The organism is Tengunoibacter tsumagoiensis (assembly GCF_003967535.1).
Lineage (GTDB): Bacteria > Chloroflexota > Ktedonobacteria > Ktedonobacterales > Ktedonobacteraceae > Tengunoibacter > Tengunoibacter tsumagoiensis.
In genome coordinates this window covers 675074-699004 of the sequence record NZ_BIFR01000001.1, presented here as the reverse complement: position 1 = coordinate 699004, position 23931 = coordinate 675074, and the positions used below count along the sequence as shown (strand labels likewise).

General features: G+C 48.7%; 22 protein-coding genes and 1 tRNA gene. 15 read left to right on the top strand and 8 right to left on the bottom strand.

The window, feature by feature from the left end:
- Positions 1–27 precede the first annotated feature (27 nt).
- On the top strand, positions 28–798 hold the full coding sequence (locus EL628_RS02755; protein ID WP_126578269.1) for an enoyl-ACP reductase FabI: 771 nt from the start codon (positions 28–30) through the stop codon (positions 796–798).
- Positions 799–911: 113 nt separating this feature from the next.
- Here EL628_RS02755 and EL628_RS02750 read toward each other — a convergent pair whose 3' ends face one another.
- Positions 912–2477: a trypsin-like peptidase domain-containing protein gene (locus EL628_RS02750; protein WP_126578268.1), complete on the bottom strand. Its 1566-nt coding sequence runs from the start codon at positions 2475–2477 to the stop codon at positions 912–914.
- Positions 2478–2818: 341 nt separating this feature from the next.
- Here EL628_RS02750 and EL628_RS02745 point away from each other — a divergent pair, with 341 nt between their 5' ends.
- Positions 2819–3388, top strand: coding sequence for a hypothetical protein (locus EL628_RS02745; RefSeq protein WP_126578267.1), 570 nt, complete (start codon positions 2819–2821; stop codon positions 3386–3388).
- Between the two features lie 137 nt (positions 3389–3525).
- Here the strand turns inward: EL628_RS02745 and EL628_RS02740 are convergent, their stop codons facing one another.
- Positions 3526–3858, bottom strand: coding sequence for a nucleotide pyrophosphohydrolase (locus tag EL628_RS02740; protein ID WP_126578266.1), 333 nt, complete (start codon positions 3856–3858; stop codon positions 3526–3528).
- A gap of 85 nt (positions 3859–3943) precedes the next feature.
- Positions 3944–4822: an isoaspartyl peptidase/L-asparaginase family protein gene (locus tag EL628_RS02735; protein ID WP_126578265.1), complete on the bottom strand. Its 879-nt coding sequence runs from the start codon at positions 4820–4822 to the stop codon at positions 3944–3946.
- Between the two features lie 226 nt (positions 4823–5048).
- On the opposite strand from EL628_RS02735, the gene EL628_RS02730 reads away from it, so the two are divergent.
- The 9 genes from EL628_RS02730 (at position 5049) to EL628_RS02690 (ending at position 13545) form a co-directional block, all read left to right on the top strand.
- Positions 5049–6314: an NAD(P)/FAD-dependent oxidoreductase gene (locus EL628_RS02730; RefSeq protein ID WP_126578264.1), complete on the top strand. Its 1266-nt coding sequence runs from the start codon at positions 5049–5051 to the stop codon at positions 6312–6314.
- 247 nt (positions 6315–6561) lie between these two features.
- Positions 6562–7545 carry a hypothetical protein gene (locus EL628_RS02725; RefSeq protein ID WP_126578263.1) on the top strand — a complete coding sequence of 328 codons (984 nt, stop codon included), beginning with the start codon at positions 6562–6564 and terminating at the stop codon, positions 7543–7545.
- 716 nt (positions 7546–8261) lie between these two features.
- A complete protein-coding gene (locus tag EL628_RS02720) occupies positions 8262–8561 on the top strand; it encodes a hypothetical protein (protein WP_126578262.1) in 300 nt (99 codons plus the stop codon).
- 54 nt (positions 8562–8615) lie between these two features.
- On the top strand, positions 8616–9836 hold the full coding sequence (locus tag EL628_RS02715; RefSeq protein WP_126578261.1) for a hypothetical protein: 1221 nt from the start codon (positions 8616–8618) through the stop codon (positions 9834–9836).
- 21 nt (positions 9837–9857) lie between these two features.
- Positions 9858–10487, top strand: coding sequence for a hypothetical protein (locus tag EL628_RS02710; RefSeq protein WP_126578260.1), 630 nt, complete (start codon positions 9858–9860; stop codon positions 10485–10487).
- A 308-nt stretch (positions 10488–10795) separates the two neighbouring features.
- Positions 10796–10872, top strand: a tRNA-Pro gene (locus tag EL628_RS02705).
- 121 nt (positions 10873–10993) lie between these two features.
- On the top strand, positions 10994–11206 hold the full coding sequence (locus EL628_RS02700; RefSeq protein WP_126578259.1) for a hypothetical protein: 213 nt from the start codon (positions 10994–10996) through the stop codon (positions 11204–11206).
- 94 nt (positions 11207–11300) lie between these two features.
- A complete protein-coding gene (locus tag EL628_RS02695) occupies positions 11301–11849 on the top strand; it encodes an HNH endonuclease (protein ID WP_161975226.1) in 549 nt (182 codons plus the stop codon).
- Positions 11850–12078: 229 nt separating this feature from the next.
- Positions 12079–13545, top strand: coding sequence for a DUF3536 domain-containing protein (locus EL628_RS02690; RefSeq protein WP_126578257.1), 1467 nt, complete (start codon positions 12079–12081; stop codon positions 13543–13545).
- A 57-nt stretch (positions 13546–13602) separates the two neighbouring features.
- Here EL628_RS02690 and EL628_RS02685 read toward each other — a convergent pair whose 3' ends face one another.
- Positions 13603–14412: a DUF6585 family protein gene (locus EL628_RS02685; RefSeq protein ID WP_126578256.1), complete on the bottom strand. Its 810-nt coding sequence runs from the start codon at positions 14410–14412 to the stop codon at positions 13603–13605.
- A gap of 447 nt (positions 14413–14859) precedes the next feature.
- Positions 14860–15807, bottom strand: a complete 948-nt coding sequence (locus EL628_RS02680; RefSeq protein ID WP_126578255.1) for a LolA-like protein — start codon at positions 15805–15807, stop codon at positions 14860–14862.
- Between the two features lie 281 nt (positions 15808–16088).
- Here EL628_RS02680 and EL628_RS02675 point away from each other — a divergent pair, with 281 nt between their 5' ends.
- The 3 genes from EL628_RS02675 (at position 16089) to EL628_RS02665 (ending at position 19023) form a co-directional block, all read left to right on the top strand.
- Positions 16089–16643: a GNAT family N-acetyltransferase gene (locus EL628_RS02675; RefSeq protein WP_126578254.1), complete on the top strand. Its 555-nt coding sequence runs from the start codon at positions 16089–16091 to the stop codon at positions 16641–16643.
- Between the two features lie 194 nt (positions 16644–16837).
- Positions 16838–17359 carry a methylated-DNA--[protein]-cysteine S-methyltransferase gene (locus EL628_RS02670; protein WP_126578253.1) on the top strand — a complete coding sequence of 174 codons (522 nt, stop codon included), beginning with the start codon at positions 16838–16840 and terminating at the stop codon, positions 17357–17359.
- A 176-nt stretch (positions 17360–17535) separates the two neighbouring features.
- The gene (locus EL628_RS02665; protein WP_245993973.1) at positions 17536–19023 is read left to right on the top strand and encodes a DNA-3-methyladenine glycosylase 2; all 1488 of its coding nucleotides are present in this window, start codon (positions 17536–17538) and stop codon (positions 19021–19023) included.
- Between the two features lie 116 nt (positions 19024–19139).
- On the opposite strand, the gene murJ is transcribed toward EL628_RS02665, so the two are convergent.
- Both murJ and EL628_RS02655 read right to left on the bottom strand, forming a co-directional pair.
- On the bottom strand, positions 19140–21380 hold the full coding sequence (murJ, locus tag EL628_RS02660; protein ID WP_126578252.1) for a murein biosynthesis integral membrane protein MurJ: 2241 nt from the start codon (positions 21378–21380) through the stop codon (positions 19140–19142).
- Between the two features lie 452 nt (positions 21381–21832).
- Positions 21833–22327: a hypothetical protein gene (locus EL628_RS02655; protein ID WP_126578251.1), complete on the bottom strand. Its 495-nt coding sequence runs from the start codon at positions 22325–22327 to the stop codon at positions 21833–21835.
- 294 nt (positions 22328–22621) lie between these two features.
- On the opposite strand from EL628_RS02655, the gene EL628_RS02650 reads away from it, so the two are divergent.
- The gene (locus tag EL628_RS02650; RefSeq protein ID WP_126578250.1) at positions 22622–23311 is read left to right on the top strand and encodes a hypothetical protein; all 690 of its coding nucleotides are present in this window, start codon (positions 22622–22624) and stop codon (positions 23309–23311) included.
- Here the strand turns inward: EL628_RS02650 and EL628_RS02645 are convergent.
- The gene (locus tag EL628_RS02645; RefSeq protein ID WP_126578249.1) at positions 23308–23871 is read right to left on the bottom strand and encodes a PadR family transcriptional regulator; all 564 of its coding nucleotides are present in this window, start codon (positions 23869–23871) and stop codon (positions 23308–23310) included. The genes EL628_RS02650 and EL628_RS02645 overlap by 4 nt on opposite strands.
- Positions 23872–23931 lie beyond the last annotated feature (60 nt).

The following is a 23931-nucleotide window of genomic DNA, read 5'->3' as shown; positions in this document are numbered from 1 at the left end:
TTGTTGTATTGCGAGAGGAGTAGATCCATGCCTTTATTGGAAGGAAAGAAAGCTCTTATCTTTGGCGTTGCCAATCATCGTTCCATCGCCTGGGCCATTGCTCAATCTTTAGCCAGCGAAGGTGCTCAGTTGATCTTTGCATATCAGGAGCGCATGGAGAAATATGTGCGCGATCTGGCCGCTAAGATTCCTGGTACTGAACTGGTGCTCTGCGATGTGCAGGATGATGCTCAGCTGGATAGTGCCTTTGCAAAGACAAGCGAGATTTTCGGTGGAAAACTGGATATTCTCATTCATTGTGTTGCGTTTGCTCCTTCTAGCGAACTGGAGAATCCCTTTTTTGAGACAACCCGCAGCGGCTGGCAGACCGCTCTCGATATTAGCGCCTATTCTTTAGTGGCAATGTCTAAGCGCGCTCAACCTCTGATGAAAGAGAATGGTGGTAGCATTCTGGCTCTTACCTATATGGCCAGTGAGCGTGTGATGCCAAAATATAATGTGATGGCTGTGGCCAAGGCCGCTCTTGAGTGTAGCGTTCGCTATCTGGCCTTTGAGTTGGGTGAGCACAATATTCGCGTGAATGCGATCTCGGCTGGCCCTCTGAATACGCTGGCCGCACGAGGTGTCTCGGGCATCAATGATTTCCGCAATCAGGTTGCTACGGTGGCTCCTCTGCGCCGCAATATTGATCAGAGCGAAGTTGGCGATACTGCCCTCTTCCTGAGCAGCCATCTCTCCCGCGGTATCACTGGCGAGATTACCTTCGTCGATGCTGGCTATAATATTATGGGTGCATAGACTCCTTAACAATATCTCTGTGGCAGATGACCCCTTTCGGGTTGTCTGCCTTTTTTCTGTTTAACGGATACAGCCAGATGCTTCTAAACAACAGATGTTCCACGTGAAACATCTCAGGATGGCGCAGGCTCACCACAGATACTACAGAAGCGAGCGTTGGAGCGATTCATATGTCCACACGGCCAGACCTTCAGACTGAGCGTCTCTTGAGTTCTTTTCGGGACTTGAGGCGTTGTCGGGGCTGGGGCTGAGGTCACTGGCGTAGGAGCAGGCTGGTGGTTCTGATGATCACTTCCCTGTGTCTTTGGGCTCTTGCCTGTCCTGCCTTTGCCTTTTACTTTGATAATAGCAAACAGTAATCCTATCATGAGAAGTCCAACGAGGATCAGTGATCCAATAGTTAACACCAGGGCTGTTGTAGAAGTAGGCTGCGTGTGAGAGGGGCGTGATGCAGTCGGCGTAGACGTTGGGGTTGGTAGAAGCGTACTTCCAGTGCTACCTCCGACCTGGCTCTGAGTTTGTGCATAGCTTTGATAGCTCTGCATTCCCTTGAAAAGTGGATAATTACTTGCCAGTTGTTGAAAGTCTCGTTTGGCCTGATCCCAATGGCCCGAGGTGGTATCTGCATAGGCGGTAAAGGCCTGCGTCCAGCTTTTTTGGAATGTTCCAGGGGTCGTGTCAAGGTTGAGACTGGCAACCATATCGCGTGCACTATTGCTCGCCTGGAGATAGTTGGTTGCGCCAGGCGCGCCACTCTGACTACTGGCAAAACTTACAATTCCAACGATATTGCCAGCTTTATCCAATGCGGGGCCGCCACTATCGCCTTTTTCAACATTTCCTCCAACCTGGATCAAGGGTGCACCATTCTGACTGGATTTTAACGAGCTCACATAGATCTGATTGACCGAACTGGTTAAGAGATCAGTTGGCCTGGCATTAATGTCAGCATTGCCAGGAAAGCCGATAATAGTCAATGAGTCCTGAACATTTACCCTGGAAGAGTCGCCCAGGACAACACTGGGTGCATCCTTCATTGGCACATGAATAATGGCAATGTCTTCCTGATCAGGAGGGCTCTCCTTCTCAATTTTATCAACCTGTAAGGCTACTCCGGCAGGAAGGCTTTTAAGATCAGGGGCCGTCAGGGGACCTGTATAGCCAGTACTGAGCAATACGGTACTACTGGTTGTATCATAGCTTACACTCGTCTGTAGCTCGCCGCTATTGATCTGCTGTATAACCTGATCGGAGGTGATCTGAGAATTGCCAGCCTTGCCATTCTGGTTCATATACGTTGCGATATCCTGAGCTGCGGCCTGAGCAACCGTTGCATCCAGACTTTTGTCGCTCTGTGGATGGACCACATGGTCAGCCGTCAGGATATCTCCCTGGGACGTAATAAAGGTACCAGTTCCATAGCTCTGCAATTGATAGCTGGCTCCGCTGGTAGTTGGAAAGGTTACGTCAGTTGTCGGTGGAAAATGTACTTTGAGATGAGCCGGAATTGCAGTGATAATACGCACCACAGCCGGTTGGGCCAGATCCACCGCCCGTACAGCTGGATCTGCTACATTCCCTCCTGGCATTGTGTCTGCAAATACTGGTTGGCTGCTGCTAAAAAAGAGACAGAGCAGCCCCAGACCCAGTAGGAGAAGGCCTGTTTTTCGTACATACATATATCTGAAAGCTTTCTTATCGCGCAGTATAAAAAAATGTGCCCGGTCTGTCCAGTCTCGATGGGGCAAGAAGAGACTCTTCACATTGTGAATACGTTATAGACTGCGCAGAGTTACACAGGTTCCTCGATTTACTCAGATGCAATGACATGATTGTGTAAAGATGCTTCTCTCGGCACATAAGAATTGTTCTGACTGCACACAGGGATTATTCTACAAGCACCTGAGCGATCGCAAAAAGCTGTATATCATACTATACTCTCGTTAGAATGACAGGTTGCAAAGAGTTATCTATCTGCTATGAAACCCATTACTAAACACTACTACTATGGGAGAGAATTATGAAGGTACTAGTACGAAATTGGATTATCAGCACCATTATCATTACGGGGCTCTGTGGACTTCTGTATGCTGTCGTACAGCAAGAGCTGCGTCAATCGGCTAACTATCCGCAGGTTCAACTCTCTGAAGATATCGCTGCAGGCCTGGGTCAGGGGAAGTCTGGAGAAGAGCTGCTCGCAACACAATTTCCTGGTGATAAAGTTGAGATCGCTACCAGTATTGCGCCATATGCAATTATCTTTGATAATGCAGGCAAGCCAGTGGCTGCCTCAGCAACGCTGAATGGGCAACTGCCAGCCATTCCCAGTGGTATCTTTGATGATGTTCGTCACAATGGAGAGGATCGCGTTACCTGGCAGCCACAAGATGGTGTGCGTAGTGCTCTCGTAGTGACACAGGTTAAAGATAATGGTGGATTTGTCGCGGCAGGTCGCTCGCTACGCGAGTCTGAGGATCGCACCTCTGATCTGGGCAAGCTTATTCTGGCTGGCTGGATTGCTCTATTGTTTGTGACTCTGGTTATCGAAGGGATTCTATTTCGTGTGTTGCGTTTGAGCAACACCAATTAGCCATTGACAATATTTGTTTTCTAGATAGCTAGTAAAACCTTTTTAACAGGAATGTTCCACGTGAAACGCTGTTGTAAGTGATGTTTCACGTGGAACATTCCCATTAAAAGCACGCGATTGAATGCTTACAGCATACCTTAATCGGAAGGAAGATCTGGTTGCCAGCGGTGAGCATCCCGCGTATAGTATTTATCCATGACCTGGCTGAAGGCACTATTGAGATCAATATCCATCGAATTAGCCAGCGTGGCCAGTGTATAGAGAATATCGCCAATCTCCTTCGCGAGGTTCCCCTCGTCCTCGCTCTCTTTCTTTGTTTTTTCACCATGATGATGATTAATCTCACGAGCCAGTTCTCCAACCTCTTCTGTAAGCCGGGCCAGATTGGAGAGCGGGGACCAGTAATGGCTCTTCCACTCATCCTTAATGAGATGGTCAATCTCGCGCTGTACATCCTGTAAAGTTCGCATACGTTCTCTCTGTACCTTTCAATAAGCTACCCAACCAAAGAATCTCTGATGAGGATACTATCAAATTATGATGATGCATAATGAGTTAGACGCCAGCTATGGGCTCTCTAAGGTCAGACCTGAGATAGCCATAAGCCATCTGAGGACTATTGTGGGCAACGCCCACGCGCCCCTCACGATCGACAACAATCAAGCCGCCATCTCCCTCGGCTTTAGCGCTCAAGACGGCGATCGTGGCGTCGGCTGCCTCCTGGGCGCTGGCACCTGCCGAGACAAATTCGGCTGCCCGTCTGGCAATCATGAGGCGAATAAAGTCTTCCCCATAGCCTGTGCATGAGACGGCTGCGTAGTCGTCGGCATAGAAGCCGCAGCCAACAAGGGGCGAATCGCCTACGCGTCCGGGATATTTGTTTAAGATACCACCTGTCGATGTGGCGGCTGCGAGTGCGCCAGTGCTATCGACCGCTACTGCACCAACTGTGCCATGCTTGGGTGTATTCTGGTTTAATTTCTCTCGCGCTTCCAGCCATTTCTGATGCTGGCGCTCCGTCAGTAGCTCTTCATAGCGGCAGAGCGTGATCCCTTGCTCGAGGGCAAACTGTTGAGCGCCCTTGCCAATGAGTAGCGCATGAGGACTTTCAAGGATTTTACGCGCCACTGAGATTGGATTTTTGACCAGCTCTAATCCAGCCAGGGCACCGACGCGTAAGGACCGTCCATCCATGATGCCTGCGTCCAACTCGATGTTGCCATCAAGTGCCAGACATGCGCCTGTTCCTGCATTAAAACTTGGATTATCTTCCAGGGCGCGTACCGTAGCCTCGACAGCATCAAGGGCTGAACCCCCGCTCTCCAGAATCTGCCAGCCAATCTTAACTGCCGTACTGCAACCGCTCTGAGCCTCTGCAATATGCTCGGGGGCAATATCTCCCGCGCCACCATGGACAAGAAGTGCAATTGTCATCTAACTATCATCTCCTCTACAAAAATATGAGGCAATTGTACCATTTTCTCTTTTCCTTCACCACGCCCAATCTCTCTTCGACGTGCGCGCCCTTTCCTGCTGTCGTTCCCATATATAAGGCTCAACTTGCTTTTTCCTTGTGTTAAAATAGGATATGGAACAGGTCACATAGTTAACCTCGGTCTCTTTGACAATAGTAACGTACGCACGATGAGGAATAAATAGCATGGAATATGCAGTGCTTGGCGGCGGAGCCCTGGGTCTAATGACAGCCTACCGACTTGCCCAGGCAGGACAATCAGTGATGGTGTTTGAACGTGAAGAACTTGCCGGTGGTCTGGCTTCAGGCTTTCGCGTCGGTGATAATTGGCTCGAGAAATTTTATCATCATATCTTTCGAACCGATAAGACAGTGATCAAAACCATCGAAGAATTGGATCTGGGAGAGCGATTGGAATGGCAGGCTCCACGAACAGTGAGCTTTGTAAGAGGGGAGATTCATCAATTGGACTCTCCACTCTCCCTGCTACGTTTCTCACCTCTACGCTTCGATGAACGCCTCAGAGTAGGCATGGTGCTGGCATACCTTAAAATTGCTAATCCGGCCTGGATGGAGGGCAAGACGGCTGATGCCTGGCTCAATACATGGATGGGTTCAAAAGCGTATCCTATGATCTTCCAATCTCTCTTCAAAGGAAAATTTGGTAAGCTCTATGATCAGATTGCCCTTCCCTGGTTCTGGGCCCGCATCCACGATCGTACAACTCAGCTGGGCTATCTTCGTGGCGGATTTCAGCTTATCTATGAACGGCTGGTAGAGCGGACAAGCAAACTGGGCGGCAAGATTCTGTTGGGCACGACTGTTGAGAATGTGCTACAGGGTGAAGATGGACGCTGGATAGTCAAGACGAATCGTGGCGAATGGACGTTTGATCGTGTCATCTCAACGTTTCCCACACGGCTCTCTTGCCGCCTCATTGAAGGTTTACCAGAGAGCTACAAGCAGCAGTACGATTGGGGTCAGGCCTATGGAGCACATTGTCTGATTCTGGCCCTTGATCGGCCGCTTACCGATAGTTACTGGATTAACATGTGTGATGGTGGCTATCCCTTCACTGGCCTGTTTGAGCATACAAACTTTCGTCCTACGTCAGAGTATGGCGGTCGCCATATCGTTTACCTGGGCAACTATCGCTCGATGGATGATCCCCTGTTCCAGCAGAGTAAAGAGAAGCTGATTGCAGAATTTACTCCTCACCTCAAACGCATCAATCCAGACTTTGATCCGGCCTGGATTCATGAAAGCTGGATCTTCCAGGCCCCCTATGCCCAGCCGATTGTGACCACTGATTACCGCCAGCATATCCCACCGCTGGAGACTCCGCTAACAGGGCTCTGGATGGCGAATATGTTTCAGATCTATCCGCACGATCGTGGCCAGAACTACTCACTGGAGCTGGCCAACCAGCTCGCCGAGCGGCTGCTCTCATAGCAAGAGACTCTTTCGCTAGACATAAGCCATCCTGAATTTTGAAGATGAGATTGTAACAAACCCATCAAAGGAGGCGGGAAAGCTAACCATAAACGGCTGAGTGCCGTTCGTAAGCGCTATAAAGGTGCCGTGGCTTCACGGCACCTTTTGCCCGTCCGATGACACCACGTCGTGAGAAGCCATTCTCGCCCCTTTTTCGTCGTTTCTTGGCAATCGATCTTGTCAATTCTCAGAAAGGAAAACCCGGATGAGTGACCCCATGCTCGAGCGAATCCAGCGAGAGGCGGGTATCCCTGAACTGATCGATGTCCTCGTTGAGCGTCTTGCTCCGACGGACTTACAGTCACTTCTGCTAGAGGTCTATCGGCGTCGTGCTGCCAGCGTGCAACCGAGCCATCTGCTAGAGCGGTATGAGCGAGATCGATTTGTGCGCCCATCTGCCCTTGCGCCTGGCGTCCTGGCAGACTTTGACCGCCTTGTGTGGTCGTTGCTCCCAGAACACTACGCCGCCATCGAGTTATCGCCGGTCTGTCCGCTGGGGACCAATGTCAGTGTCGCAACAGTGGATCAGAACAAAGTGGTGACGACGATCCGAAATACCGAGGTGGTAGCTGATGCTACCAACGTACTCGCACTTGAATGTGCCTCACGCCGACGCCTTCTTCTGCGTCACAATTCACAGAGCCGGGAGCGAATACGCCTCTGTGCCTCACACCGCGTGGTACGCGCACAAGCATATCAAGCCGCTCCGGGTGTGCTTCCTCACTTTCGTCTGCTTGGACTCTGCACCGCAGGGCGTGATGAAGGATCTTTTCAGTTTGAGACGACAAGCCTGATTGAGCACATCGCCTTTTATGTGCGGTTGTTGCGCGAAGTCTCCCACCTTGGTTACCAGACACATCGGGTACGAGTCACTCTCACTGATCTCGAACACGGGCGGCGGGAACAGACCTTGACTTCGCAGGTATTCGAGCCTTTGATGGCTTACTATCCCGGCATCCTCTGCGAACTTGATCCCGATCGCGAGGCTGGTCGGGGGTATTATGCTGGGGTGTGTTTCCACATCTACGCTACCAATGGTGCGGGAACCGAATTGGAGCTGATTGACGGAGGCTTTACCACCTGGACCCAGCAATTCCTGAGCAACAGTAAGGAGCGGATGCTTATTAGTGGTCTAGGCACCGAGCGCTTGTGCAGTCAGTTCAGTGCTCTTTCTGTGGAAACTGACTAACGGTAACGGTCATCGTCTCAGCTAGCTCCATTATCTTGCTTTCCTTGTCTGAGGGCTTGGCGCATTTCACATCAGCGAGCCTGCGGAAGAACCAAGTTATGTGTCACTTTTGCTGACGCTCTGAGGCAAAAAGATATTTTCTTAAATGGCTCTGATACAAACATGCTTGGGAAAGTTATGTGTCAGAGCCATTTTTCTTTCTTTGTTTTGCACGGGCTTCCCAGGCTCATTCGCGCTCACCGATGGAAAAGATATGCGTCAGAAAAACGAAGTTTTATGCGACAAACAACATGTACTTCTCGTCTAAAAAAGCAACGTAAGATAAAACGAAGATTGAGTTCTAGACACTTCGCGACCCAAAGACCGCCAGCAAAACCGCGATCAAAGATATGAAGAGCGTTTGCTCCTCACAGATGCATACATCGCTGGAGCAACCAGAGTTCTTCTTGCCGTGCATTACTTGCAAATTTCCTTTTTCATGCTCATCCTTTCAACATCCGCGATGACTTATGTTTCATTCCTGACGCTGGAAATTTTCTGTGAGCGTTGAGAAGAAGAGCGAAGAAATAACATATTTTGCAAGCAATTTGCTATGTATCTAGTTTATACAGTAAAAGTGTCCTAATTTGAGACCTTTTATTGATATAACAACTTCTTTATTTTATAATTGGATTAAGACTGGTATTGATTAGTAAATCAATTTGGAGATGCAAAAAATGGCAGAGTTAATGAGCTATGATCCTACGGCTATGCGGACAGCCGCCAAACAGATACAAGATCATGTTCATCAGGCTCAACTGAGTTATGAAAAGACCTGGCGGACTACTGAAACATTCATCAATAGTTTTCCTGGATTTATGCAACCATTTGTCCGAAATATTTTTAATCCTCATGATACACATTATAGAAACTCCCATCAGTGGCAATTGGATTTTGCTGACCGTCTGATAAGAGCCGCCTCTGCTATCGAAGCAGCAGATACCCAGGCGGCAAACACGCTCAATAACCAGCATTAACTTCCCCACTTTTAATGGTCTCTTCGGGACTATGACCTATACAGGAAGGAACTTATGGGTACATTAGACTCTTTAAAAAAGTGGTTTCAGCCAGTTACTGATCCTTTGTGTGGAGCAAATAAAGTTGCTGATGACCTGAATACCGCACATCAGGACTTTATGCGCGGATTTGCCTCGATTATGACAGGCATGATGATCAAACAGATTTCAGTTCCCGTTAATAGCAGTACAACTGTGGCAACTGATATGGCTGGTGATGGTGCTGATGCAATCAGCACAGAGGCGCTTTCCTATTTACAGATCTCTGTTAGCGTCACACCAACTCCGGATCTAATGCTCGCTGGCGCTCCTGTCCAGGCTGCGGCTGGTGTTGGAGGAGCAACAGAAGTGAGTGCGTTAACAGAAGTTGGCACACTCAGCGCAAAAGCTATGGCTGATATTGAAGAGGCTTTAGCAAATGCAGAGTTACAGATAGGTGAAGACGCCGCTCTCGACACAGTCACTGAAGTAGTGGATGGGGCAGCCGTCGCTGAAGCTGGCGCTAATCCAATTGCTGATGCTGCTGCGCTCATCTTAACCATTATCGCTGCCGCCCTCTTTCTCAAAACGCTTTATGATATGGCATGGGCTATCTATGACGCAATCCAGACCTGGCAGAAAGCAACCAGCAATGCCTGTAAGCCATTGCCTACGCTTCCTACCGTCCCTAAACCTGTCACACCAACTCAGCCAACTCAGCCAACTCAGCCCACGAATCCCACTCAACCGGGAACGCCTCCCAATCCGACGACCCCCCCATCGTTATCACAGGCAGATAAAGATTTGGCTAAAGAGCTTGCCGCTGAAACGGGAGTAGCACAAAATATCATTGAAGATATCATCAGCCAGAACCCTGGTCTCACAAAAGAAGAGTATAAACTCTTAATAAAGTATTATCAGAAATACAAAAAGTACCCGTTTAATACGTTGATGGTCTTTTCAACATCAACACCCGATGGGAAGGAGCAGATATACTACATGACTCAGGGGGATCTTGACCATGCCAGACATCCTGATGCTCTTGATGCGTTGTCTGACGAAGAGTTGTTAGGGCTAGCTGAAGATCTTCTCGAAAATGAAGAGCCTGGCAAAACGGTTGAGAATAAAAATAAAGGGTTTGTTGATTATAATTACTATGATGTTGAAGTCGATGGATACTATGTTACTGTTACTGTCAGAGTGAGTACGACCAACCCGGGAAGGATTATCTCTATCTTTGAACGACCAAATGGATAGTGTCCAATGGAGAAGAATAGAATGAACCATTTTGTGCAGGGGATTTTAACTGTCATAGATGAAGCGTATCTCTGTGAACCAGATTTTCTGCTGGCCAATGGCGAAACGATTCGAACCCTGTTTGTTGATTTACGGCCAGATGCCGAGAATGAGGAAGAAGAGAATCCGGTCTCGGCCCTGTTAGAGAATCACCAGTGGTACGAACTCTTGCTCATTGTCCAGCTTGAATTGGGACGGAATAAGAAGGTCATGTATTCCCCTGAGGTTCCGTTTGGAAAGAAGTGGGAGCTAAAGGCAAGCAGCAATGGTTCAGCCAGTAAGAGCGTCCTGCAAGGGATCATTCTTGACCTCAATTGGGATGCCTCGAGCCAGAGCTATCTGGCCGTTGCTGGCCCTTCTGTCGATAATCAATCATTCGTGCTGATTGAGACTCCAGTCGGGAAGATGGTCTTGAGTCAGAAAGCACTTGAGAAGCGTCTGGGAGAACAAGCAAAAAATCTTGTTCCAGGTGGCTATCTGGAATGGGAGCCTGCACGACTTGATATTCTGGCAGTCATCGCAAAGCGCTCACCACAGTCTGATGCCCTGGCCTCTGAAGAAGCAGACGACTTGCCAGACAAACCGCTCTACAGAGGCTTTGATCCTGCTTAAACGGTAAGTAGACTAATTTCCACGGGAAGGAGCCAGATAGAGCCTGATCAGCTCGATGCATGAGGAGAAGTTCTATCCGGACCTTGTGGTAGAAGATACGCGAAAAAGCCTTTGCTCGTAGCAATAGCCTATCTTTATTGATCTTCGCAAAAAAGCAGGAAAGCAGGGCACCCTCTTGCAAAATTTCTACAAGGTATGCTATACTGAACATGAGCAGAGTAGAAGCTTGTAGCCTTAGGGTATCTAACGTTATTAGCTCAGCGATTGCTCACGGATAAGTTCAAGCGAGTTTCTTGCGTGAATGTCACCGGGGTGTAGCGCAGTCGGCTAGCGCGCAGCGTTCGGGACGCTGAGGTCGGAGGTTCAAGTCCTCTCACCCCGACCAGGATGACACATACTTCCCCTCAAAAGGGAGTCAGGAGCAACAATCCACATTGGATCTGTAATGCGAAACGACTAGTAAGTATGTGTCATGTTTTTTTTTAGGCCCAAAGGAGTTAAACGGTATGCAGCAGTTAGTTCAGAGTATCAGCATCCCTCTTCCCTTTCTGGAAGATGGCTCGCCTCTGCCTACCCTGCTTGTAACGTTTAGCCTTCAAGATATTCCCCAGGCCGGGAATACTGAAGGTCGCCCAAAGCCTTGTGCCCCTGGTTCTTCTGGACATGTGAGAAGCCTCCAACCTTATCCATCTGGTCATTGCAGGCGGCGTGATAACTGAATGGAATGGGGTGATCCCCGTTTCTGCTCTCAGTTGTATCCTCGCTGTCTGTATGTGTTTATCGGCTCTGACAGAGAGGAAGGAAAGCTCGTTCATGCCTGTTCTTGTGTTGAATTCCTCACTACAACCTCTTTCGGTGATTCCGGAGCGCCGGCTTATTGTGCTTCTCTCGAAAAATAAGGTGACTTTTATCGATGAGAAGGTTCGTGCGCTAATCGAAGAGAGCATCGAGGCACGCCGTTTAGAACTGGAACGGCCTGTAATCGTCCAGTTGCTTGCCAATGTACGCATTCCACGTGTGGCCTTACAGCCAACACGCTCCAATATTCTTTTGCGTGATGAGGAGACGTGCCAGTATTGTGGAAAGCGTAGCCGCGAGCTGACTCTGGATCATATTATCCCTCGCTCCCGTGGCGGACAAAGTACATGGGAGAACCTTGTTGCTTGCTGTAAACATTGTAATGGAAAAAAGGGTAATCGTTTGTTGAAAGAGGTGAACATGCACCTTTTACATCAGCCGCGCCCATTATCGCAAGAGTATGCAGGCTTTTTCCTGCTCCGCTACCCCAAGCTGCGCGAGGCCTATGAGACATTTCTCCTGAGCGCTCAGGAGGGGTCCGAGGGAATAACCGCTTCGGCTTAAGTAAAAGTTGATACATTTCTGTTATTGCTATGCATTATCACAGGACCTGGAAGAGCCCCCCTTCTTCCAGGTTTTCTTTTTGCTGTCTCGCTGTCTTTAAAATCTCCCTGCGAAAGGATGAGGCTATGGTATACTAGAACTCAGCAGCATATAATGCTCGCTATCACAAGTGCTATGCACAGCCGTGACGGGGTCGTTACGGTTAAACCAGAGAAGGCGACATTTATTTATGTTCGAGCAACAAGCATCCCATTTTTCTCCTCAGTCCCGTCAGAATGGTCATTACCTCTGTCTCCATGGGCACTTCTATCAACCTCCACGCGAGGACCCCTTTACTGGTCTGATTCCGATTGAACCCAGTGCAGGTCCTTTTGCTAATTATAATGAGCGTATTACGTTTGAGTGTTATCGACCCAATGCTGAGCTTGGCAATTTTACTGCAATGAGCTTCAACTTTGGACCGACTCTTCTTGCCTGGCTAGAGCGGTCTCACTCTGATGTCTACCAGCGGATTATTGCATCCGATCATGCCCATCTTCAGCGTTATGGAGTGGGGAATGCTCTGGCTCAGGTCTATAATCATACGATTCTTCCTCTGGCAACATGCGCCGATAAGCGCACTCAGATCAGGTGGGGGCTGCGCGATTTCCTCCAGCGCTATGGGCATCCTGCTCAAGGAATGTGGCTGGCCGAGACGGCAGTTGATCTTGAGACGCTTGAGCTCCTGGCCGATGAAGGGGTGCTCTATACTATTCTTGCTCCCTGGCAGGCTGCCCGGCCCATCGATACAAATCAACCTTATCGTATCCGCTTGCCGCATGGTAAGAGTATAACGGTCTTTTTCTATAATTCGCTTCTGTCTGGCGGCGTCTCTTTTAATGATCATATGACCAGTAACGCGGATGAGTTTGTCTCTTCTGTCGTAATGAGTCAGTTGAATGCTCAGAAAAGTTTTGATCGAGAGGCACAACTGATTATGGTGGCTACTGATGGTGAGCTTTATGGACACCATAAACCATGGCGCGATAAGTTTCTAGCCTATCTTCTGACCTCTGGGGCGGAATGTCATGGAATGGAGATCTGTACTCCTGGTCGCTATCTTCAGTTGTTTCCTCCAACTCATGAGGTGGAGCTCTATACACCAAGCGCCTGGAGCTGCTCTCATGGTCTGGCCCGCTGGTCCACTGGCTGCTCCTGTACAGAGGGGGATAGTAGCTGGAAATCGGCTTTACTCTCTGCATTGACAAATATCAATGGAAAGGCCAGCCAATTATTTGAGCAGACCGCAGGTGAGCTTGTCGCTGACCCCTGGCTCATGCGAGATGAGTATCTGGCGCTCCACTATGGATGGGAGGAGCCAGCGCTCTTCTGGGACCGTCATTGTAAGAAGAATACGCTGGTTACTCAAGAGCAGATCTGGCGTCTTCGCATGCTGCTGGAGGCTCAGTTTTATCATCAATATAGCTTTACAAGCTGTGCCTTCTTCTTTGAAGATCTTAATCGCATTGAGCCCCGCAATGCGATTGCCTTTGCGCGTCGTGCTATCAGTCTGACCTGGCAGGCTCTCGGCATCGATCTCCAGAGCGATTTTGTGCAAGATCTGGCCTCTGCCCATAGCTGGCAGACAGGTCTGAGCGGAGCCGATCTCTATCGACGACTTCCAATTGTGGATGAAGGCCTGCTGCCGCGCGCATAAAAAGAGGGAGTCTCCACGATCATTATCATGTGGAGACTCCCTGCCCATCTCTGGTGTTTAGCGTGCTTGATTGGAGCGTGCATAATCAATCACGGCCAGGAGGACATAGAAGTTGGGGACAGAGGCTACCGTTGCCGAGGCCCAGCTAAGCATCTTCCCCTGTTTTTTAATGATCAGCGAACCACTTTCAACTTTGGCCTGTGCAATCTGACCCCAGGGCAAAAGATCGCCCCGGTTGCTCATGATCCCTTGCTGATTGACGTTAAGCGAACCAAATCCTAATGTCTGACCAGCATTAAACGAAGCGATTGCGCTGGGAAGGAGAGCCTGCGTTGATTTCTCAACCAGCGTATTGCCAAGCTGTTCAATAGAAGTGTACGTATTGGTGAACTTTATCTTTGTGCCATCTTTCCCCTGGACCGTATAGCGGTAGGTCGTATTGGTTTTGATGCCATAACGATAGAATTTGGTCACTGCAACCCAGATGGCGGCAATCTGGTCCCAACGATAAGCCTGAACTTTTCCCCACCTGAGGGAGACAAAGCCCTCTGTACAGATATACATATGCCATGAGCGATAAATAAGTGGATAGAGCAGCATGTATAGGCCCATAAGGAAGAAAAGCGCTGCAATAATTTCAAAGGCGACGATACTACTCCCATCACTGGCCGGGTCTGTGGCTGAACCATACCCCAACCAGAGAAAGCCAATGGTAAGGATTAAGGCGAAGATAAAGGAAACAATGGTTTTTTTCGTATAGCTCACTTTGTATTCTTGTATTGGTGTTCCCAGACCATAACTTCCTGCATACTGATATGCTTCAGGTGAAATGCCTGTCGTCTGAGTGGTGTTTAGAGATTGTGACATGAGCTCTTCCTCTCCCATAAATAAAGGGGGCTGATAACATGACTGCTATAACAATGATATGGGATTACTTTTCCTGAGAAGATAGATCTTCTATCTAGCGTAAAAAATAAGTAAAATTGCTTCAGGATAATCCAGATTGTATACAGCCTGTTGAAGATATAGATGTGATTATAACATGCTACTTTTTACCGATGCAATAGAGGTATGTAAGGATAGTATTTTTTACCTGCTGATCTACACAATCCCAGAAAATACTATAATACATTGTAACCATAGTATAAATCGCAATCTTGTTCTGTAAGTTATAAACTATGCGAATAGTATAGATAATAAGAAGCCGTCCCTTCATCTGTGAGAGGTGATCTCCAATTGTTCTGAGATCAATCTCTATAGATGAAGGGACGGCCTCCGGTTCTTAGTCTGTAACGATTAGCTTATAAAGCTCGCTTATTGGGCTGCAATTGCACCACCAAAGATGTCTGATGGATTGGTAGTGGGGGTCGCATCTGCTGGAGCAACGATAGTAACTGGTTTGTTAAAATTGCTCAGGTCAATGATATTGTCAAATTTAGTGACGACCGTCAATTTACCACCACCCTGCTGAGTTGTGTCGGTGTCAGCCGTCAGATTGATTTTGAGCTCGGTGCGATGAACATAGAACTGATTCTCATCGATCCAGACATCTACCGAGGAGTCAAGTGCTTTGGTGCTATCGAGCAGGGTATTGATATTCTGCTGACCAATGGTCGAAACGATCTGAGGATCTTTCGTGAGCAGCTCTTTCAAAGCAGTCTTATCCAGGCTGGCTGTAATATGGCGCAGGCTTACTCCATTCAGCTTATCGGCCCCATGGTCGTTAATCTTCACGTGCTGAATAACGCCCAGGAGGGTCTTCTGATCAATATTGATACCACTGAAAGGATTGGTTGCATTCGCAAACATCCCCTGGTAGTCACTCTTGTTCAAGACATACCATTTACCCTGAGGATTCTTCACATACACTTTATCGCCCAGGACAATCTCTGATAAGTTCGTGGGCTGGTTCAAAGTCGTAGCCGTAACGTCCATCTGCTGTTTATCGGCACCAGCCTGATCGCCCTTACCAGTAAGTTGAACAGTGATATCTCCTCCCTGGGCGACGGTTGGGGTCCCCTGAGCCTGCGTGGGGGTAGGTGTCAGTGACAGACCACCAATATGCACACTATCCGTCCCCGTTACATCAACGTGGGAGGACTGTAGATTGCTCATTGCATCAGCACTTTTTTGTAAAACTTGTAATGGTGTAAGATTGCTGGCCGTATTACCAGTGACAGTCTGATCACAGGCGCTTAATAATAATACAAGTCCAATGGTTAATGCTCCAAACAGGAGAGTAGATTTTTCACGTATCTTCACGAGATGACTCCCATAATATACTATTCAACATTACCAGATAGTTTATATTCCTGAATATGATACGTATGAAGTGTATGAAAGAGTTTCTTTTTTTACCCACAAAAAAGGCTATCTGACCAGATTGATTGAAAAATGATACACATTTCCCGAGCTCCAATCAGCCTGATCGTTCTGACTCATATGGAGTGTAGATAAGCTATCGCCTTCAGGAACCTCTCCATGTTATGATGAAAAACATATGATTGTATTGGCTCTACTGGATAGAAAAGGACTTATATGTGATGAAGTTACCACCAGCTGTGCTGAAAATTGATGAGGAGGCCGAGCTGCACCTTCTGGCTGAGAAGGATGCCGGACCTCTGTTTCAGTTGATTGATGAGAACAGGCTCTATTTACGCAAGTGGCTTCCATGGGTTGATGCGACTCAAACTATAGAGGATCAGCGGGCATTTTTACGGAGTGTTCAACAGACCTATCTGGAAAATAAAGGCTTTGGCTGTAGTGTCTGGTATCAAGGTCAGGTCGCTGGTACGATTGCTTATCATACGATCGATTGGGCCCCTCGAAAGGTTGAGATTGGCTACTGGCTCGGTGAGCAATTTCAGGGCCATGGTCTGATGACAAAGGCCTGTCGCACGCTCATTAATTATGCGTTCAATGAGTATCATCTGAATAAAGTTGAGATCCGTTGTGCACCCGGGAATACACGGAGCTGTGCAATCCCATTGCGCCTGGGTTTTACTCAGGAGGGGCGTATCCGTCAGGCGCAATGGCTGTATGATCACTACACTGATCTATTGCTCTATGGTCTTCTGGTCGATGAATGGCAGGGTTAACTGCTGCTTGAATAGCCGTTGCTCTCACAACGATAAGATAGAGCATCTTCTCACAAATGACTGGCGGTTTTCAGACATGCTTAGCATATTGTCATGTCTGAAAACCGCCAGTCAGATCTCTTTCGATGCTTTATTCTATTTCCTGGTACGATCCTGGTACGATCACCTTGTTTCACTGGAAAGAAGATATTCAGATGAAGACGTTACTATTTGACCGCCTTGAGACCCCTGAATTAGGGATAATTCTCCTCGTCGTGGATGGAGATCAACTGTGTGCACTGGACTATAGCGATTATGAAGGCCGGATGCTTTCTCTCTTGAAGAAGCGCTATGGATCGGTCGAGCTTCTTCCCACGCCCAATCCATGTGGGTATAGTCAGCGTGTGCAAGCATACCTGGCTGGCGATTATGAAGCTCTGGACTCTATCCCAGTCAATCCTGGCGGGACAGAGTTTCAGCGACAGGTCTGGCTGGCTCTGCGCTCTATTCCAGTCGGGAGCACGATCTCCTATGGTGAATTGGCTGCGCGGCTGGATCGGCCTAAGGCCTCGCGGGCAGTTGGTGGAACCAATGCGCTCAATCCCATTGCCATTGTCCTGCCCTGTCACCGTGTCATTGGTGCCAATCGTTCCCTCACGGGCTATGCTGGTGGATTGCATCGTAAGCAGTGGCTATTAAAGCACGAGAATTTTTTAGCACATACATTCTGCCAATAAAATAGGTCAAGATACTTTTCATAGTTATCCCTTTTTATAGTTCTGCCTTCCATGAAAAGGGTGACTATAAAAGTATCTGGAATGAAGGTTACTGTAGCATTGTGATTGAAGCTCATGCCCTGCTGCACACATGGTCATAGCCGAAAACCACTGGCATCTGTATGGGGAGTAACTGTATGATGAGGCTCATGGAAATGCAACATATCTCTACGAAATTTGATCTGTGCTATCGCGCACTCTGTAGTCGTGACCCTCGCTTCGATGGACGGTTCTTTATCGGAGTCACAACCACTGGAGTCTATTGTCGGCCTATCTGCCCTGCTAGAACGGCAAGTGCGGCACATGTGCGTTTCTTCCCATGTGCTGCGGCTGCGGAGGCCGCAGGCTTTCGTGGCTGTCGTCGCTGCCATCCCGAAGCAAGTCCCGGCTCGCCTGACTGGAATATGCGTGCAGATCTGGTTGCGCGTGCACTCCGTTTGATTGCCGATGGCATGGTAGATACGGAAGGCGTGGCAGGGCTTGCTTCTTATCTTTCTGTGAGTGAGCGGCATTTGCATCGTGAGCTCGTGGCCGAGGTTGGTGTTGGCCCGCTGGCATTAGCCCGTACTCGTCGTGCTCAGACAGCCCGTTTGCTGATTGATCAAACGAATCTCTCCCTTACTACCATTGCCTTTGCCGCAGGATTTGCCAGCATTCGGCAGTTTAATGAAACGATGCAAGCCGCTTTTGGCTGCGCCCCTTCAGCCTTTCGCCGTGATAGACCATCAGAACATGGCGGTGAAGGGAAGCTCACTCTGCGCCTGCACTATCGTCCTCCATTTGATGCTGCGTCTCTGCTTGCCTATCTCAAGCAACGTGCTTTGCCAGGGGTGGAAGATGTCAGTGATGGGTGCTATCGGCGTACGGTAGTCTTACCGCACTCCTGTGGAATCATAGAATTGGAGCCACTTAAGAAAACAAATGTCGTTCTTCTACGTATTCAGCTCGATACGTTAAGCGATCTCAACATGCTTGTACAACGGTGCCGCTATCTTTTTGATCTGGATGCCATTCCTACTGCCATTGCTGAAGTCTTAGGCGCTGATTCGCTGCTTGCTCCTCTTGTGACAGCCCATCCGGGGTTACGTCTGCCAGGAGCGATCAACGGCTTTGAACTGGCCGTACGTGCCATTATTGGACAACAAGTCTCGGTCGCTGGTGCACGCACATTGGCGAGCCGGATTGTTACGGCATGCGGTGTACCACTGGAGCAACCACATGGGGCATTGACACACTTTTTCCCCACGCCTCAGGCACTTGTACAGGCAGATCTGCAAGGACTTGGCCTTACGCAGAGCCGAGTAACAGCCCTGCAAGCCCTTGCACACGCAGTGCTTGAAGAGGGCCTGGTCCTTGACCGCAACGCAGATCGGGAGCGCACCATAACACAGCTCCAAAAAATTCCAGGGATAGGGCCATGGACTGTGGCATATATTGCCATGCGAGCACTGGGCGATCCAGACGCCTTTCCGCTGACAGATCTTGGTCTGAAGCATGCCTTTGAACAGCAAGGCATGCTGGCCTCTGCTAAAAGTATGGAGAAGTATTCTGAAGCCTGGCGTCCCTGGCGTGCCTATGCAGCCCACTATCTCTGGGTCAGCCTTTCAGAAGGCATGCATCCCTGACAACAAAAAGGGACGATACCCATCGAAAAGACGGATATCGTCCCTGTGCTCCTTACGACCTCGTTTGTGGCCACGCGGAGCGACAGACATCATTCACAAAGCCCCTCAGGCCAGGCTTAAATCATCCAGGATAATTTAAATCGATCGAGTAAGCGCCGAACCGGACCCATCTCCTCAATGCCCAGGAGGCGAGAGAGTCGCAAGTAGATAAAGGCTCCAGCGATCACCTCAATTCCTACCTTCAGCATCGCAATGAGAACGGCTATCAACCCACCAAAGAGAGGGCGGCCTGGATTTGTGGTATTCAGGATCAGATCCAGTACAAAGCGAATCACTATCAGACTGATACCAAGCCCTATAGTTGCTCCACTTACCCGTCCTAGAAAAACGAGCAGAGAGCGTTGGAGCAGATTCCCGATTCTGAGATGAAGCACCCAGAAGAGATAGACCGCCTCCAGGAGATTAGCCAGCGACGTTGAGAGAGCCAGAGCCCCCAGGCCCCAATAAGGTCCGCCAATCTTCACAAATGGATCGAGGAGAACAATTGCCAGCGCAATCTTAAAGATAAACTGGCCCACGCTAATCGCCACGGGAGTCTTCGTATCGCTCATCGCATAGAATGAGCGTGTGAGAACCTCTACCGCAGCCATACCGGCCAGTCCAATCGCAAAGAAAGCCAGAGGAATAGACGTAGCGTTAGCCGCCTCCAACGAGAAAGCTCCATGCTGTAAAAGGGCCTGAATGACAGGCAATCCCAGGATAATTAAGCCAATGCTAGAGGGGATCGAAAGATAGAGAATACTGCGCAACGTCTCTAAAATCAGATCGCGAACCCGATCCATCTTTTTACGGCTAACATACTCAGCCAGCGTTGGAAAGGCGGCAGTCGTCATAGCCTGACCAAAGATACCCACCGGTAAGAGGACCAACTGAAAAGCCTGATAATAGTCAGTATTGAGCCCATCGGAATGAATCTTGGTACCAATGAGAGCGACTCCAAGCAAGCCGATGAGATAGCGATCAACAAAGATGGAGGACGAGAGCATCGCCGCATTGAGAATACGCGGTAGCATCTGTCGTCCGATCTGAATGACCGCAGGATGTTTCCAATCAAAGGATGGCTTAAAGTGCATACCAACTTTAGCCAGTCCTGGTATCTGTACACCAACCTGTAAGGCGGCAGCCAGTACAATACCCATACTTGCGCAATAGACAGCAAACGTAGGATTGGGATGGCCCGAAATATTCAAGATCAGGCCGGGCAAGAGACCTACAACCGGACCGATATTATACAGAATAATACCGATAGCAGGTAGTGTAAACTCCTGTTGGGCATTCAGCACAGCATTGACAATTACGCCAGCGCCTAGAATAATTGACTGCAAGAACATAATGCGCATCAACGAAGCCATCAGCGCTACAGTCGCCGGATCTTTATCTGGATTGAGAGGTCCAATGATAGCCGGGGCAAAGATCATAGCAATGGCAGCCAGGATGATCATAATGGTCGTGGTAACGGTCAAAGCCGTATTAGCAATATGCCAGGCTCCATCTTCATCCTGTTCACCCGTCATATAGCGCGTGAACACAGGAATAAAGGCCGAACTCAGGGCACCACCGGCCACAATCGCGAAGACCGTATCAGGAATCAGAGATGCTTGAATATACGCATCGGAAAACTTGCCTGAACCCAAAATGCCCGTAAACATCGCAGTGCGCAGCAACCCCAGCACGCGGCTCGCAATAAAGGAGACCGTCAAAATCATGGTCGCACGCCCCACACGGATCTTTTTGAGCATCGCTGTATTCTGCGCTGGCTCAGAAGCGGGGACTAACGCATCGGGCACAGATTTCCGTCGCAAAACAGTCGCCTCATCCGCTCCCGCTGGCATCGCCATGCGCTCGGGTGGAGGTGTCGACGTACGAATCGACTGAAGCGGAGGGATAGACTGCCCTTTACGACGATTGACCATCGTAGTAATCTCAGGATTTTGCTGCTGCTTGCGCTCAGTACGCTCCTGGCGTAGCTGCTGGAGTCGCTGTAACTTTGGGAGCCTTTGCGAAGGTTGAGGAGCATCATAATACTGATAATCCATCGTCTGACCATAACCCAGCGAAGTACCCATATCGGTAAAGCTACTCATGTCAGCGATGGGGTCCTGATACTCATTCTGGTACTGAGGACTGCTGTCAAAATAACCAGGAGGCGGCGGTTGTGGTGGTGGTACTCCAAATGAGGGCCGTTGAGGCGGCCTTTCTGCTGTCTGGTCATACTGCCAGCCTTCATGGCTCGCCTGCCTCTGGGAGGTTGATGGCGGTCCCGCAGGCTGTTGTTGTGCTTGTTTTTCGTCTTCCATTTATTCCAACTCTGTATACAACCAAGGTGTGATAGCAATAATCAGTGGGCACTGTTTGATTGTAATAATAAATATACCATTCTTCAGTTTATGGCAACTACTCACTGGTTTTTTTGTAGCAACAAATATATTAAAGCATTTTAAGCATAACATATTCAGTTCATTCTGACCAGTCCACTGGAATGAGCTGTCACCCTCTCCACTGAGCTCGCTTGTTACCTGGGAAATGCCCCCTACTGCATTATGTAAGATATCTTCATCTTGTTAAGAGAGGAGAGTACTTATAGTTCATTCTATCTCTATGGAGAGACATTGTGATGAAAATAGGAGTTGATTGCTATCTGTGGCTGTCCTTATCTGTGTGAAGCAGCCTGCGCGACCATGGATGAGATCAGTACAATAATGGCCGTAGTGGAATCACCACGGCCAGAATTTGAAATATCTACATATATTTATTCGCGATGTAGTGCTGGATGGAGCAGACGCCAGGGTGTGGCTGGACCACTAATGACAGCAGGTGACCAGCCTTTCTCTCCAAACAGAAATTCTCCACTCCAGTTTTTATTTTTAACATAATAATTATAGCGAATCTGCCAGTGCTCACCAACGCGCTTCGTCTCCTGACAGGCTGTCTCCACTCCTAAATGGAACGCAATCAACTGAGCATAATAAGGCTGAAGTGCATATTCCATTGTATCCGTGTCGAGTTCATGTTCTGTAAAGGACATCTGTATATCAAAGCAGTAGGGATAATCCGCCACTTCAGGCTCACGTTCCACCTCCTCTGCCTGCCGAATGAGTATCAGCATGCCCAACATTTCGAACTGACAATAAGAGGAGTCGGCAAAAGAATCAAGCTTAAAGGGGGGGAGCGAGAAGAGGTCGCGCATCTCCGTAGCAAGCTGATGCAATGGTTTTTCTGTTTTTATACAGACTTGAAACGACATATGAAACCCTCCTTGCGGGTACGGGAGGTTTGTGTAAAAATCTAACTTCCATCTTAACGCCTGATAAGGATGGGTGTCAAGCCATTGCAGAGCGAGATTCTATTCCAGCTTTTCCAGAGCTCGTTGTTAAGCGTTCCGCCTTGCCATACTGTGGAGATGTAGTTTATGATGGGTAAAGTAATCTGAAATATCCAGATTTTCAGACATAGTTTTTGTTTCAATCCATGCTATGGAGCCCTCAAACGTCAATTAAGTAACTGATGAGGATTTTGCAATGAGGAGTCGAAGGCGGTTATGACTACCGCAAATCAATCTCGTCGTTCTCCATCTCCAACGAAACGGCCAGCGCTTCCACCTATAGGGGCCGAGCCCCTTATTCACGGAGATGTTGCAACTATTCGACGGTGGCTACTGTACTATGCGCAGAAATTGGCGCTCCCGACCTCTGAGCTGCTTTTATTAGCGATTACACAGGATCGTCAAGAGTATATGCTCTGGACGGCCAGACGTTTAAACACAATGGCCCTGGGCTGTTATTGTTATATCTCTACTCGTGTAAAAGGAACCCAGCATCGCCATCTCATCTTTATCGAGCCGGAGTTGCAGCCGCAGTCGATTGAGGTGACGGTTGCGCATGAATTAATCCATATGGCTGATCGTGTCAATGGTACGCCACGCCGTCATCGGCATCATGGTTATGACTCTATTGCTGCTGATGAAGCGGCTCTTACCGGTTATGATCTGGACGAACTACGCCGACTCTTACACGAAGAGAGCCAGCGTCGCGATGCTATTCGTCGCCAGCGTCGACCGCTTCGTTATATGTATGCCTGTTCACACTGTGGAAAGACGTATCCACGTGCTCGCCGCTATTCCCAGTCAGTCTCTTGCAGCAGTTGTGATAAGCACTATAACCCAGTGTTTAAATTGGCGCTTTTACCAGCAGTGGAGCCTGATGATCAGGCTAAAATGGTATCTGATTAGCGTATTTCAGCCATCTCTCGATGAAGTTCTATGAGCCATGTGAGTAATGAGCGCGTCTGATAGATGCGGCTACTAAGAACAACCTGTTCAAAAAAGGCCTCATCAGAAGAGTGCTCCAGTGGAAGAGAGCCAGGATTGGAGAGAGTCCTGGTCTCTAGCTGTATGAGGAAGGTTTGACAGGCCTCAATCTGTCGTTGGAGAAGATCTGCTACCTCATTCGGGATGAAAAGGCGAGCAAAATAGAGTTTGATAAGGAAGAGCATACGCATCTCACGCGGTTTTTCGACTGAGCTTCTGAGCCAGTCTTGAAACAGCCTTTCGCCCCGGGTGGTAAGATGAAAGACCTTACGAGGCGGGCGCGAACCCTGTGCCTCCAGGCGTGCCTGAATATATTCCATCCTTTCCAGTTTCTTGAGGTATGCATATAACTGGCTCATCTCAAGGTGCACAATTTTGCCCAGCATGCCATGCTCAAAATAGTGAAACATCTCGTAGCCATGCATTGATTGTATTTTTAGCAGTCCCAGGAGGGCGTATTCAGCCGGTTCATTGCTCTGCATACTTTTTCTCTCCGCTCAACATAGAAACTTGAAGATAGTATAGTAGAACTGAATGAGTAG

What these genes read in the sequence shown, in the direction of transcription:
- EL628_RS02755 (WP_126578269.1), top strand. Translation starts at nt 28, where the DNA reads ATGCCTTTATTGGAAGGAAAGAAAGCTCTTATCTTTGGCGTTGCCAAT.
- EL628_RS02750 (WP_126578268.1), bottom strand. Translation starts at nt 2,477, where the DNA reads ATGTATGTACGAAAAACAGGCCTTCTCCTACTGGGTCTGGGGCTGCTC.
- EL628_RS02745 (WP_126578267.1), top strand. Translation starts at nt 2,819, where the DNA reads ATGAAGGTACTAGTACGAAATTGGATTATCAGCACCATTATCATTACG.
- EL628_RS02740 (WP_126578266.1), bottom strand. Translation starts at nt 3,858, where the DNA reads ATGCGAACTTTACAGGATGTACAGCGCGAGATTGACCATCTCATTAAG.
- EL628_RS02735 (WP_126578265.1), bottom strand. Translation starts at nt 4,822, where the DNA reads ATGACAATTGCACTTCTTGTCCATGGTGGCGCGGGAGATATTGCCCCC.
- EL628_RS02730 (WP_126578264.1), top strand. Translation starts at nt 5,049, where the DNA reads ATGGAATATGCAGTGCTTGGCGGCGGAGCCCTGGGTCTAATGACAGCC.
- EL628_RS02725 (WP_126578263.1), top strand. Translation starts at nt 6,562, where the DNA reads ATGAGTGACCCCATGCTCGAGCGAATCCAGCGAGAGGCGGGTATCCCT.
- EL628_RS02720 (WP_126578262.1), top strand. Translation starts at nt 8,262, where the DNA reads ATGGCAGAGTTAATGAGCTATGATCCTACGGCTATGCGGACAGCCGCC.
- EL628_RS02715 (WP_126578261.1), top strand. Translation starts at nt 8,616, where the DNA reads ATGGGTACATTAGACTCTTTAAAAAAGTGGTTTCAGCCAGTTACTGAT.
- EL628_RS02710 (WP_126578260.1), top strand. Translation starts at nt 9,858, where the DNA reads ATGAACCATTTTGTGCAGGGGATTTTAACTGTCATAGATGAAGCGTAT.
- EL628_RS02700 (WP_126578259.1), top strand. Translation starts at nt 10,994, where the DNA reads ATGCAGCAGTTAGTTCAGAGTATCAGCATCCCTCTTCCCTTTCTGGAA.
- EL628_RS02695 (WP_161975226.1), top strand. Translation starts at nt 11,301, where the DNA reads ATGCCTGTTCTTGTGTTGAATTCCTCACTACAACCTCTTTCGGTGATT.
- EL628_RS02690 (WP_126578257.1), top strand. Translation starts at nt 12,079, where the DNA reads ATGTTCGAGCAACAAGCATCCCATTTTTCTCCTCAGTCCCGTCAGAAT.
- EL628_RS02685 (WP_126578256.1), bottom strand. Translation starts at nt 14,412, where the DNA reads ATGTCACAATCTCTAAACACCACTCAGACGACAGGCATTTCACCTGAA.
- EL628_RS02675 (WP_126578254.1), top strand. Translation starts at nt 16,089, where the DNA reads ATGAAGTTACCACCAGCTGTGCTGAAAATTGATGAGGAGGCCGAGCTG.
- EL628_RS02670 (WP_126578253.1), top strand. Translation starts at nt 16,838, where the DNA reads ATGAAGACGTTACTATTTGACCGCCTTGAGACCCCTGAATTAGGGATA.
- EL628_RS02665 (WP_245993973.1), top strand. Translation starts at nt 17,536, where the DNA reads ATGATGAGGCTCATGGAAATGCAACATATCTCTACGAAATTTGATCTG.
- murJ (WP_126578252.1), bottom strand. Translation starts at nt 21,380, where the DNA reads ATGGAAGACGAAAAACAAGCACAACAACAGCCTGCGGGACCGCCATCA.
- EL628_RS02655 (WP_126578251.1), bottom strand. Translation starts at nt 22,327, where the DNA reads ATGTCGTTTCAAGTCTGTATAAAAACAGAAAAACCATTGCATCAGCTT.
- EL628_RS02650 (WP_126578250.1), top strand. Translation starts at nt 22,622, where the DNA reads ATGACTACCGCAAATCAATCTCGTCGTTCTCCATCTCCAACGAAACGG.
- EL628_RS02645 (WP_126578249.1), bottom strand. Translation starts at nt 23,871, where the DNA reads ATGCAGAGCAATGAACCGGCTGAATACGCCCTCCTGGGACTGCTAAAA.